We start from the raw sequence: 12,730 nt of genomic DNA on the forward strand, positions 1-12,730 counted from the left end.
GGGTGGTACACGTTTCAAATGCTACCCGGGTCCCTTTTCAAGTGTTAGCTACAGCTAATGAAGGATATGATGAACGTTCAGCTGAGATAACCTTCATTGACGGAGAAAGCGGATTGGCTGAAACGGTAAAAGTGATCCAAAAGCAACTGGATGCTATTTTTATAGGGCAAGATGAATATACTCTCGGATGTGAAGGAGGAACTATAGAAATCAAGGTAGATGCAAATGTAGAATATACAGTTACCACTTCTGAGAATTGGATTGAACAGATTACTACCCGTGCTTTATCAACCGGAATTTTACGGTTTACAATTTTAGCAAATGACAGTGAAAGCCAAAGAACAGGAAGTGTAACTTTGACTGGTGGTGACATAACTAAGATTATTGTTATAAGACAAGCAGGAAAAGATAATACAAGTGGTGGTATTGACGATATGCCTACTCAACCATGGTAAACTTTATAAATGAAAAGAGATTATGGACAAGATGAAATATATAATTCAGATATTGGTCGCTATAACTTTATTGGGCTGTACCGATGAAGAGATATTCAAAAGTAAAGGCGATATAGAAGTTACAGCAGGATTTGCAAAAACACGTACCACTTTTGTAGAGGATGATGGAGTAACACATGTTACTTGGAATACGGGAGATGCTATCGGATTATTTACGAAGGAACAGAATAACCTTCAATATACAGCCTTGAATGATGGTGATGAAACAAAGTTTGGTGCTTTAGGAGAAAAAATAACAGCTACAGAAGGAGAAAAGGTGTATGCTTATTATCCTTATTCTATAGGTACAGAAAATCTTCAGCAAGTAAAATTACCAAGTTTGGCCTTTCAACACTATAAAAGGAACGCCTCAGAACGGGATTTTATATATGCTATAGGAACAGTAGATAACAATATATTATCCTTGCAGTTCAAGCATTTGTTCGCATTTCTTAAAATAACTATTCCTTTAGAACTGATTCCAAGAAGAGGAGATAATCATACTGCATTTGTTGTCAGATCCTCGGAAAAAATAGCTTGCCATAGTAATGAAGATATACTCTATTTTAACTTAGAGAAAGAAGAATTCACTGCTGATGATTTTTTTAATGACATATACTACTTTGTTCCTTCAGATGAAGAACTGGAAGGTAAGCAAGAAATTACATGTTATATAGCCATACTTCCTCAAACAGAAAATGCAGAGATCAAAATACAGACTTGGAATGATGATGGAGAAAAAGAATATTTAATAATCAAAAATGCCCCGTCGGGAGGTTTTAGAGCTGGTAATGTATATACTTTATATCTAAATGAGAATGACAACGAAACAATCAGAAAAAAAGAACGGGATGCATTGATTGCCTTCTATAATGCCACAGATGGGGATAATTGGAGCAATAATGAAAACTGGTGTAGTGACAAGCCGGTTTCCCAATGGCATGGGATCACAGCAACTGAAGGGCTTGTTCAATCTATTGTTTTAAACGATAATAATCTTAAAGGAAAAATACTGGTATCTGAACTTGCCAATTTAAGCCAATTAGAAGCCTTATGGGTTTCAAATAATAGATTGACAGAAATTGATTTAAGTTATACCCCCAAAATACGTACCGTAACATGCGAAAATAATTGGCTGACAACCTTGAATATTAGTAAAAATAATCGTTTAGACTATTTGATATGTTCAGGAAACCAAATAGCAGTTTTGGATGTAAGTAATAAGCCTGAATTGGAACACTTGCATTGTAGTAATAATAAAATTGAAAAATTGGATATTAATAATAGTCCTAAATTAGAAACTTTATGGTGCAATTTCAATCAGTTAAGTTTGCTTAATATTGGTAATAGCCCGAAATTGGAATACCTAGAGTGTGGTGTTAATTCAATAAGTACTATAGATGTAAGTAATTTATTATCTTTGAAACATTTAGGATGTAATGACAATCTATTGACAGAATTGGATGTTCATAATAACAACCAATTAAAAGAGTTGTCATGCTTCAATAACCAAATAAAATCTCTTGATGTGAGCAATTGCCCTAGTATGAATAATTTGCATTGTGATAACAATCAACTGTCAGCTATTGACATAAGTAAAAATAGAGAATTGGTATCATTAGGTTGTTGTGGTAATCAAATAACTAACATTGATATAAGTAATAATACAAAATTATCTACCTTCTACTGTCATTTCAATGAGCTGTCATCATTAGATGTAAGCCGCAATATAGAACTGGAAACGTTATGGTGTCATCAAAACCAACTATCTTCTTTGGATGTAACAATGCTTCCCAAACTGAAATCATTCTTGTGTGGGAATTATATGACAAATGTTGGCAATCATCTTACTACTATTGATGTTAGTAAAAATCCATTATTAGAGACATTTAGTTGTTATGGAATGAGATTGACAGATCTGGATGTCAGTAATAATCCACTTTTGGATAATTTAGAATGTTCTCATAATCCTATATCTTCAATAGATGTAAGCAATCAGACCGCTTTAACTCAACTATGGGCATATTCCATGAATTTATCTATGCTTGATATCAGCAATAACCCTCATTTAGAGTGGTTAGCAACTCAGGGAAATCCGAACCTGTCTTGCATTTATATAATTCCTGAACAAAGTTTTGATTATCAGATAGATGAGAGCACTCAATTCGTCTATAAGGATGGTAATGATTTTTATGAATCTGTCGATTATGCACAAGATGGTGTAGTTACAACACTGCAACGGGCAACACAAGGAAATGGAATTGATATTGTATTTATGGGAGATGGATATTCAGACAGGTTGATTGCTGATGGTACTTATAACAATACAATGCGATTGGCTATGGATAAATTCTTCTCCGAAGAACCTTACAAGTCATTCCGCAATAATTTTAATATTTATTCTGTAACTGCGGTATCTAAAAATGAGGGCTTCAGTATTGGGAAAGAGACTGCATTTTCTTCTTTCTTGGGAAGTGGAACATTGGTAGGAGGCAACGATGCTCGTGTATTGGAATATGCCCAAAAGGCTCTTCCTATAAACCGCATGGATGAAGCATTGGTTATTGTGATGATGAACAGTACGCAATATGCTGGAACTTGTTATATGTATCACCCGTCAGGTGGTGATTATAGTAATGGTACATCTATTGCTTATTTTCCCGTTGGAACAGATGAAACGGCACTTGAAGAAGTCCTACATCACGAAGCAGGAGGACATGGGTTCGCAAAACTCGATGATGAATATACCATTGTTCAAGAAATTAATACCCCAACAGAAGACTTTATAAATGAGCGTCAACGATTGGCTTCAAATGGCTGGTGGAAAAATATAGACTTCACTTATAATCCAATGACTGTGAAATGGAGTAAATTCCTCAATGACCCACGTTATGCTTATGATGGGCTGAATGTATTTGAAGGAGCTTCTACTTTTGAAAAAGGTGTTTATCGTCCAACGGAAAATAGTATCATGCGTTATAATACAGGTGGTTTCAATGCACCTTCACGAGAAGCCATTTATTATCGCATTCATAAATTGGCTTATGGTGAAAGTTGGCAATACGACTATGAACAATTTGTGGCATACGATGCCATTAATCGTAAAACAAGAACTTCAACACATATTCCCTATCGTATTACAGATAGTAATAATATTCCGTTACATGCTCCAGTTGTCATTAAAACCCCTTGGTATAAAGCTAAAAATAATGCACCTAAGCAGCAGCAAATACTACCCCGTAATGTTAGTCGCTCTTTAAAAAAAATGACAAAAGTTACTATGATAGATAACACCCATGAAGCTTATATTCAAGGAAGAGAAACACTAATTAATAAGCAATAATTAAGATAATAGTTTTAAGTTAACGCACTAGGACATAAATCTTGGTGCGTTATTTTTTGTCCTTATTCCCAAATCGCTAAAACGCTATTCACAGCCAGCCAGAACCTAATATCTGAATTAAAACCAAACTTATTTTTATGTTCACTGATTTTATAAACAGAATATTAGGTGCCGAACGAAGACCTTCGGTTTCTAATCGCTTGGAAAATGATGCTGTGCCAAGTGTTATCGTGACAAAAGACAGCAACAGACCTATCCCTGAGAAATACAAAAAAGACGTAGCATCACTCCGAAGCAAATATGGGTATGCCTTTAAAACCGGATTCTGTATTAATCTAACTCTACAAGAAGCATTATCAATCATGCCGAGAGAAAGAAGACGTACCGATTCCTACAGAGGGTTGCAATCTTATTTGAAAAGGGAATTAGACATTACATTATCAATCACATCACAAAAAACTAAATCTAAATCATTATGAAGAACTATTTTATAGCAAACGGAGAAGTGCTCAATACAAATATGAGCATTAAAGAAATGGAATCACGAGTACAGGAATCATTAGACGAGAACACTTCCGGAATGGCGCAATTCAGAATAAAGGAAATCAGCGAGAAGGAGGTCAGGATGTTCTTTGTCAGGGACTTCGACTATGATCCAAACAAACCGATCATTTTTGACGCTGACATGGCCTTAATAAGTGGAGTGGGAATAGGAGCATTCCAGCCACAACAAGTCGGAGGATACCCGATGATTTATCCCTTGAGTTTTGCCGGGAAGAATTTCTATACTGGCATCACAAGCTTCATCAGGTTCTATAAATTCCAGCTGTTTGAAGAGACGGGGCAGACAGTGGAGCATATAGGCCTGAGATGTTATTCGGACCGTATCTTAATGCAGATAATCTTTTAATCCTTATGAATGTATTGGTAGCATGTGAAGAAAGTCAGGCCGTTTGTCTGGCTTTCAGAAAACTGGGCCATAATGCTTTCAGTTGCGACCTTCAGGAATGTAGCGGTGGATTTCCCGAGTATCATTTCAAGGGGGATATGTTTGATGTAATAGCCAATCGTGGTGGAACTTTAGAGAATGGTACTAAATACTTCCTTGATAGTAACTGGGACTTAATCATAGCCCATCCTCCTTGTACATTCTTGGCTGTAAGTGGTGCAAGGTGGTATTATCATCCCGACGATAAAAACCTTCCGACAGAACAGAGAAGACCACATCCGAAATTCCCTGACAGAGCAAAAGACTGTGAAGATGCTGTTCGGTTCTTTATGGATGTTTCAAAGATTGGGGTGGATAAACTGGCCATCGAGAATCCGGTAGGTATCATGAGCAGCCGATGGAGAAAGCCTAATCAAATCATAGAACCTTGGATGTTTGGTCATGAAGCTAGTAAAAAGACCTGTCTGTGGTTGAAAAACTTACCTCTCCTGATACTTACAAATATAGTTGGGAAAGGTGAGATCTATACTGCAAAGAGTGGAAACAAATCCCCTAAGTGGTTCACTGATATATTCTTCTCAGGTGTATCGCCTGAAGAAAGAAGGAAACTGAAAAGCAAGACCTTTCCCGGGATAGCAGATGCAATGGCTGATCAATGGGGTGGGAAAATAGCAGCATAAAAAATATGATAAGTATTGATTATCATAAATTAAAAAAGGAAATTGAGACTGATAAAAGGTTTCGGTTTTCTTTTTTTGCTACTTTTGTGAAATGAGTTGTTATAGAAAAAGGCAATTGATGGATAAATGAATATACTATCATTATACCTTATTTTTATAGCTTCAAAAAAATAATTAGTGAACAATATATTTTTAATTATGGAAGAAGAAAAAGATTACCTCTATTACTTTTGGAATAACAATAAAGAGGACTGGTTAAAAGATTTTGCATATCTTGAAAAGGAGGATAAGCTTAAAGGATTAACCCCTCGCGGATTAACTAGCTCTAAATATCGTCTAAATCTTAATGATTTCAATTTGGAAGAGTTAATGTGTGCTACGGATATTATAAGGTGCTATTTTTATTCACCATCTGGCAAATGTTACAAATTCAACGAAAGATATTCTTCTTATGGATTGAAGCATCTTGTCGAACAGCTACTTCACAAAATAACGAAAGGAAGAATTAACTATGTAAGCAATGGTACATTGATTCTTGCAATGTATCATGTCGGCTACAAATTCCAACAAATTCCAAATACTCCTAACTGTTTATTCAATATTCCTAATAAGGCATATATAAGAATGAAAACGGCACTAGAAAGGGAATCATAACAAACAAGCATTAAAATTAACAGCATTAATACTGTTCCATGTTTGATACACTTTTATATTTTTGATTGAGTGAATATTGAAGAGGGGGGAGGTTTTAATATATTGTCTCTGAAAAAGAATCATAAACATTGATTTGTGATGGAAAAGAATAAGGTGTTTACGATGAAAGTCTCCAAGGTTTACCCATTATTAGTCGCAAAGGTGGAAAAGAAGAACCGGACAAGGCAGGAAGTGGACGAGATTATTTGCTGGCTGACCAGATATGATAGGGAAGGACTACAAGAACAACTGGATAAGGAAGCCGATTTTACCACTTTCTTTAATGAAGCACCACAAATGAATCCTAATTGTGGATTGATAAAAGGAGTGGTCTGTGGTTGCCGGGTAGAAAATATTGAAGACCCATTGATGCAAAAAATCAGATACTTGGATAAACTGGTTGATGAATTGACTAAAGGAAAGTATGGAGAAGATTTTAAGGAAGTAGGTTATAATTCAGTATCTCTATTATTTTACAGATAGGTCTGACAAACGATCTTATATCCAAGGGTTAGTCGGAGACAGAGGTACAGATGAAGTAATGAGTATGATACATAACCGTAGGATGGAATAATTTATCTACATAAATGCTTACTCTTTAAGCTTTTGTACATCATTTGTAACATTTTTTATTCCACTTTGTCTTACAGTTATGTATTACATTTCACTACGTTTCATACTTCTGGCTCTGCCAAACTCCTGATTATATCTTAGCTTGCCAAGAAAAGAACTGTTTTAAAGCAGGGTATCGAGAAATAGAAATTAAATGCTATTCAAATTTCGGATAATATCTCTATCTTTAAGGGAAGTTTTCATGGATCAAGAGGCTTATGAGAAAGGGCATCATGAAAATATTATTGTCTGTTTCCTTCTGTTCCCAGGAGAAATGGTTGCATGTATGAAGTTTATTTCGTCCAATATCAACGATTCTCTTTTTACAGTATCCCAGACAGACAGTATTGAAGAATGTTCTTACCGTGGTTTTCAAACAAGATACATTAAGAGACGTAATCTTTATATATTTTTCCAAATACTTGGTTGGAAGTCTGCAAAAAACAACATGAAAATATCATACGTTTTACAATCCTTGTCACTTGGAAAAATATCTTTCTGGAAATCAGAATATGAGAGTTAATAAATGAGATTAATGAACATTTGTATTTACAATTATCAATACACAAAAACATATAACAATGAAATTAATTAATATCAAAAAAGAACTGAATCAATGGTTAGTAGATTACATAACCGACATCGTTCATAACCTTGAGGCTGAAGATTCTATGGAATTCAACAAATGGACTAAATATTAAAAAAAAGAAGAAGTAGAGCTTGTTGTAAGTATGGAGTTTGTCAATGATTGGGGTTATAATGGAAGAAATGAAATTTCTGAAAAAGAAGCCATAGATTATGCACAAATCTTGCTAAAAAGAATCCTAGACAACTGGTATCTCTAAAATCCAATTTTTTATTTCAAAAAGGAAATCATGAATAGAAAAACTCTAATTTCGCTTATGTTGTTCGTCTCATTAACGGGAACGGCACAAACGACTAATAAAAGTATCACAACTAGCGAACAGAATTAAGAGATTTTGACTAACTTTGTATATAATGTAAATACTATGTATGCTGACACATGACATTATAGAAGAATGCACAATAACAGGATACACCGTTTTCTATGAAGTTTATCTATGTCGGTGTAATTTTGCAGCATAACAAAAAAAATATAAATATGACAGAAAAAAGAACTATTGGAGAACTCATCGAAAAGGAAGTTCGTAGGCAACAGCTTTCAATTGTTGAATTTGCAGATAGAATTTGCTGTAAAAGGAATAACGTGTATAATTTATTCACTCGTAATAATATGGATATTCAACAACTTGCATTAATATCCAAAGTATTAGGATGTAATTTTTTCAAGGAATTAGCAGAAGACTTAGACCTTGTCAATGAGACGGATGAATCAGAAGAAGATATTCAAAACAGAAGAGCCGTCTCTCAGTTTATGGAAAAAGTCCCAGGAGTATTACGAAAATTGAACGCCTCTCCCATCATCGTATTTAGTGTCAGTGAGAATGGAGAATACGAAGGTAGTCCTGTTCCAGACTTTATGCTTCCCGATTATGCTATCTCTTTTACAATTGGAGAGACCTTTCAAGAACGTGCAAAAGATTTCTATCATCCAAGACTCGTCTCTATTGAAAGTCTCCAAAACAAGGAAGGCATTGCAATTGAGATCTCGACAAATCATCTGCATGGCTCCCGTATCATAAACATAAAGTTAGATTATAAATCAGAAGATAAATGGTATGATACTTTAAAATTTGCTCTTGAAGTCTATAATTCATTTAGAAAATAAAGTTAGAACCGTTATGAAAGTAGATATTGATATATACACAGAGGTCAAAGATTGTACCTATAAAGATGAGCACTATTCTGTTCGTGATAATGGAGCAGTCTTTCGTCACGCCAAAGATGGACACAAGCCAAGGAAACTGGATGAACAATGGCTCTTTGGTACTAAGAATGAAAAAACAGGATATATGACTATAGGAGGGCATCGAGTCCACATAATTGTTGCAACAGCGTTCCATGGTAGTCATGATTCAAAAAGAGACATAGTAGACCATATTGATACTAACAGATGTAACAACCGACCTGAAAATTTGAGATGGCTCACAAGGTTGGAGAATGCATTGAACAACCCCGCTACACGAAAAAAAATAGAATACTTATGTGACGGTGATATTCAGAAATTCATCGATAATCCAAGTTGCTTGAGAGATCTCACAGGTACAAACCAAAATGTAATGTGGATGAGAACGGTTACACGGGAAGAGGCCAAAGCAGCTTATGAACGGGTTATGAAATGGGCTGAAGAACCGAGCAAGCCGTATTCCAGTGCAGGTAATATGGGAGAATGGATATTTGCCCAACCTGATTCTCCGATAATTCAAGATACATATAGGCAAGTTCTGTTCCCCGCTCTTTCACCTGATACTGCCTTGCAACGTGAATGGAAAACACCCACTGAATTCCCACTTTGCCCTATTCAAATCAGTGAGACTCCACTTGCTTCATATATTGATAACCTTTGTGTTGGGAAAGTTATAACGAGAAATCAATATACTACTCAAATTATAGATGATTTTGCTCTATGTAATGAAAATCTAATAATGGTAATATGTCATAGCCTGTCAGAGGATATAAAGAAATACACCTCTGTTTCTATAACTTTTGAGGATGGTAAATATATCCATGAAGGGCGTACATATTTTGAAGAACGTGGAGCACAAAAGGCTCTCACAATAGCCAAAGGATTGGAGTGGGATGGCCCTGATGGAATTGACGATTATTGCTAATACTAATTGTGAATGTTATGATTGTACCATCAATGACGGAGAAAGAAATCCGGGAAGAGCTGTTTAAAGATTTAGCGGATCTGGACAAACCAATAGAACGATTCCGTAAAGACTTTAGATCGAAAGTTTTGAGGTCTTATAAATTTCCAGTACAAGAATCATATGACTGTAAAAGTCTCAAGAGAAGAAATTTATTTGTCATAACTTTTGTTGCTAATAAAAGAGGGCAGCATGATAATCCTATCGTAGGTATATACTGTATATATGAACGTAAGGAAGGATGTACGCCGCTGTTTATCAACCTTTTACATCAAAAATAACAATATATGCTCCCCATTTTTTCAAGAGATATCAAGAACGTATTCTTAAAGATGATAATTTACCAATATCTGAGATAATCAAAGAATATTTCCAAAATTGTAGGGGACTAACGTGCGTTGATATTGATAAGGATTTGGAAGCAACCTACCAATGTTTTGAAGGACATTATAATGATGAGGTGATAAATTTTGTGTCAGTAACAGCAGGAGGATACTGTTTTGGTGAGAAACATGGAGATGTCTCTATTGTAAAAACCATAATTTCGGAAGAAATGTTATCAGAAAAGCAAAAGACATTTTTTAATGACCTGAAATCGTGTGATGTATTCAAATAGATTACAGTAGCAAAGGGATAAAGTTGATATTGGGATAGAAGATCTCTATGATACAGATTGCTCAAGCTAGAGGAATACCTACATTGAATTTTAGATATGAGCAAAATAAGTTATGTAAAATTCTATAAAAATAATGCTTGTTATTTTTGAAATTAATTATGAAGTAAGGAGGTTAATGATAATAGACGGCTTCGATAATCCATATTAACTTTAAAGTAAAGAATAGGGAGACTGAATGATGATATGTTCAGTCTCCTCTTTTCTTTTTATAACTTAAATCCATCAGGCAGGATTAGATTCACCTTTTTCCGTACTCCACTGCCATAACGATATTCCTCCAATTGTTTCTGGCATAAAGAAGATTCAGTAAAACCGGATTGAACGATTAACCGTTTTCTACCTTCAAGCACCCAGTATAATTCCGGGCAACTCTGTAGAAACAATCATCATTCATATACCGTTATAAAATACTCAAGAATTGATTTATAGAGAAAGCCTTGGATATATCGGATGAAGGAACCAAGATAGCGACGTTTCTGAAACTTACATTTCTGAAAGGTAAAAGACGTAAATCATTTTTCCAAGCCAATCCACCGATAAAAATCCACGTCTTTTCTTTCCGTGCTGTTGTAGCCAAAAGTGGAGATTTTACAAGTATTCAAACTAATGGAAATGCAATCGCCTATGTCTGGTTTGTCTGGGAAAAGGGATATAAGGGGCAGACAGTGGTGGATTGGCTAAATTGAACGGATAAATAATCGGAAATGATGGATAATTCATATTTTATTAAAGTCGTTGTACTGGAAAATGTATAGCGGCTTTTTTAAATGAGAATATATGAATCTATTCATAAATAGTATCCCCACCTTTAATTCGATTCAAAATACAAGTTATTATTGTATTTTATTGCTTTCTATTTTGATTTCATAAACCTTTATCATATATTTGCCACGTAAAAACTAAATTTAATGGTTGAACATTTAGAAATAAGGAATTTTACACCAATATCATTTGAGGATAGGACTGTTACATTCAAAACTTCTTTAGACATTATACAAGAGATTATGAATGTGCCGATGTGTGCATTAACCTCTCTGTTAAGGGCTAATGGATATGATGATGTTGATGATACTGCAAGCTTTTGTATAGATGAAAAAGGGCTTGAGATTTTTGCGGAAGCCTATATTCGCAAGATCCGGAGTTATTTTTTTAGTTCTCTTCGTAATATTAGTAGATTGACTCAAAATGAACTAAATAATTTTCATCAGTTTGTTGAATTCTTTAAAAAAACAGATTTACAGGGAGAATCTTTGAAATGGTCTGATATAGACGTAGAACATTTACGAGAAACTTTCATTGATAAAGTAAGAAGAAAAACATCCTCCCAATCGACTTGTTCATCTTATCTTGATTTGCTTGCTCGTGTTGTAGTGAGAAAGCAAAAAAAAGATAATTGCTCTTCTTATATAGATAATTCAGCATCATGCTTCACTGTTTCTTATGAATATATCATCCAAGAACTGAGCATACAAAGAACAGATGAACTTTTAGACAATATTGTACATAGTTATTATTATGTAGCAAAGTCCACATATAGTAAACCCCAATGGCATATAGATTTCCAAATAAGGAATATTTATATCTCAGCAAGATACCATATCTATTCTACAGGATCAGATGAAGATTCCAATAGTACTGTAATTAAGAGTGATTATCCTTTTATTTATCAACCGAATGCTATTGGAATCAGTTCATATCCACTACCAATAGCAGGATAAAACTGTAGAAAATGAATAAAGAAAATATAATTTTTGAAATAAAAAACAGTAATCTATCAGAAGAATGTAAAGAGGAAGCAATCCAGATCATCAAACAATACGGTACAATTGATGTAAATACCATTTTACTGATAGTATATAAACTGATAGAAATAAGCCCTAAAATATTGGACTATTTCTCGTTGAAATAATTTTTATACTTAGAATTATGAACATAGGAAATGCTGTAAAAATACTTAGGAAAAATAAGCGAATTTCCCAAAAGGAGCTGGCAAAATTATGTGATATATCAGCAAATGCTTTATGTAGTATAGAACAAGGAGAATCATTTCCTGAAAAAAATACAATTATCAGAATATGTAAAGCTTTGGAAATTCCAGAATCCTATCTGTTATTATTCAGTATTTCAGCAGAAGATATTCCCGAAAATAAGCGGATTCTTTACAATACATTGTGTGAATCTATTAAGGAAGACTTAATTCATGATTTGTAATAAAAAGAGTAAAGGAGGCTGAGCAATTAAGTTCAGTCTCTCCTTTTTGTGAAGTGTGAATGTAACGTAATGAGTTGTCTGTCTTCAAACAGAGATTAAACAAGCTCTATGATTATTCTGGACCTATGTTATTGATAAATCTAGCAGCCATAGATGAAAACTGTCAACTTCTGCATATTGCCCCACTATATCTATGTAGTTGATAGCATAAGATAAATCAACTTCATATCCATAAAAATCTATTAAATCTTGTATTAGTTCTTCTGGTGTTATCATAAAA

17 protein-coding genes are annotated in these 12,730 nt (G+C 34.3%); 16 read left to right on the forward strand and 1 reads right to left on the reverse strand.

The window, feature by feature from the left end:
• The 16 genes from DWZ67_RS16600 to DWZ67_RS16680 all read left to right on the forward strand — a co-directional run.
• On the forward strand, positions 1-455 hold a 455-nt coding region (locus DWZ67_RS16600), incomplete at its 5' end, for a BACON domain-containing protein (RefSeq protein ID WP_165852487.1).
• A 22-nt stretch (positions 456-477) separates the two neighbouring features.
• Positions 478-3,837, forward strand: coding sequence for a M64 family metallopeptidase (locus DWZ67_RS16605; RefSeq protein WP_120139353.1), 3,360 nt, complete (start codon positions 478-480; stop codon positions 3,835-3,837).
• Positions 3,838-3,974: 137 nt separating this feature from the next.
• Positions 3,975-4,316: a hypothetical protein gene (locus DWZ67_RS16610; RefSeq protein ID WP_120139354.1), complete on the forward strand. Its 342-nt coding sequence runs from the start codon at positions 3,975-3,977 to the stop codon at positions 4,314-4,316.
• Positions 4,313-4,747, forward strand: a complete 435-nt coding sequence (locus DWZ67_RS16615) for a hypothetical protein (protein ID WP_120139355.1) — start codon at positions 4,313-4,315, stop codon at positions 4,745-4,747. The genes DWZ67_RS16610 and DWZ67_RS16615 overlap by 4 nt, the downstream gene beginning before the upstream one ends.
• Before the next feature lie 5 nt (positions 4,748-4,752).
• Positions 4,753-5,466 carry a hypothetical protein gene (locus DWZ67_RS16620; RefSeq protein ID WP_120139402.1) on the forward strand — a complete coding sequence of 238 codons (714 nt, stop codon included), beginning with the start codon at positions 4,753-4,755 and terminating at the stop codon, positions 5,464-5,466.
• 198 nt (positions 5,467-5,664) lie between these two features.
• Positions 5,665-6,120, forward strand: coding sequence for a hypothetical protein (locus DWZ67_RS16625; protein ID WP_120139356.1), 456 nt, complete (start codon positions 5,665-5,667; stop codon positions 6,118-6,120).
• A gap of 138 nt (positions 6,121-6,258) precedes the next feature.
• Positions 6,259-6,642, forward strand: coding sequence for a DUF2200 domain-containing protein (locus tag DWZ67_RS16630; protein ID WP_120139357.1), 384 nt, complete (start codon positions 6,259-6,261; stop codon positions 6,640-6,642).
• Between the two features lie 331 nt (positions 6,643-6,973).
• Complete coding sequence (locus DWZ67_RS20295; RefSeq protein ID WP_133302952.1) at positions 6,974-7,294, forward strand: hypothetical protein; 321 nt, start codon at positions 6,974-6,976, stop codon at positions 7,292-7,294.
• A gap of 600 nt (positions 7,295-7,894) precedes the next feature.
• A complete protein-coding gene (locus tag DWZ67_RS16645) occupies positions 7,895-8,521 on the forward strand; it encodes a hypothetical protein (protein WP_120139403.1) in 627 nt (208 codons plus the stop codon).
• Between the two features lie 13 nt (positions 8,522-8,534).
• Complete coding sequence (locus tag DWZ67_RS16650; RefSeq protein WP_120139404.1) at positions 8,535-9,524, forward strand: HNH endonuclease signature motif containing protein; 990 nt, start codon at positions 8,535-8,537, stop codon at positions 9,522-9,524.
• Positions 9,525-9,541: 17 nt separating this feature from the next.
• The gene (locus DWZ67_RS19995) at positions 9,542-9,844 is read left to right on the forward strand and encodes a hypothetical protein (protein ID WP_133302953.1); all 303 of its coding nucleotides are present in this window, start codon (positions 9,542-9,544) and stop codon (positions 9,842-9,844) included.
• Positions 9,805-10,179, forward strand: coding sequence for a hypothetical protein (locus DWZ67_RS16655; RefSeq protein WP_120139359.1), 375 nt, complete (start codon positions 9,805-9,807; stop codon positions 10,177-10,179). The genes DWZ67_RS19995 and DWZ67_RS16655 overlap by 40 nt, the downstream gene beginning before the upstream one ends.
• A 497-nt stretch (positions 10,180-10,676) precedes the next feature.
• Positions 10,677-10,925, forward strand: coding sequence for a hypothetical protein (locus tag DWZ67_RS16665; protein ID WP_120139360.1), 249 nt, complete (start codon positions 10,677-10,679; stop codon positions 10,923-10,925).
• A gap of 222 nt (positions 10,926-11,147) precedes the next feature.
• Positions 11,148-11,957: a hypothetical protein gene (locus DWZ67_RS16670; RefSeq protein ID WP_120139361.1), complete on the forward strand. Its 810-nt coding sequence runs from the start codon at positions 11,148-11,150 to the stop codon at positions 11,955-11,957.
• A gap of 11 nt (positions 11,958-11,968) precedes the next feature.
• Positions 11,969-12,148, forward strand: a complete 180-nt coding sequence (locus tag DWZ67_RS20300) for a hypothetical protein (protein ID WP_120139362.1) — start codon at positions 11,969-11,971, stop codon at positions 12,146-12,148.
• Between the two features lie 17 nt (positions 12,149-12,165).
• Positions 12,166-12,450 (forward strand): helix-turn-helix domain-containing protein, encoded by a 285-nt coding sequence (locus DWZ67_RS16680; protein ID WP_120139363.1) that lies wholly within the window; start codon positions 12,166-12,168, stop codon positions 12,448-12,450.
• A 123-nt stretch (positions 12,451-12,573) separates the two neighbouring features.
• On the opposite strand, the gene DWZ67_RS20170 is transcribed toward DWZ67_RS16680, so the two are convergent.
• Positions 12,574-12,726: a hypothetical protein gene (locus tag DWZ67_RS20170; RefSeq protein ID WP_165852488.1), complete on the reverse strand. Its 153-nt coding sequence runs from the start codon at positions 12,724-12,726 to the stop codon at positions 12,574-12,576.
• Positions 12,727-12,730: the final 4 nt, after the last annotated feature.

The sequence above is a fragment of the Bacteroides sp. AF34-31BH genome, from assembly GCF_003602795.1.
Taxonomy (GTDB): domain Bacteria; phylum Bacteroidota; class Bacteroidia; order Bacteroidales; family Bacteroidaceae; genus Bacteroides; species Bacteroides uniformis.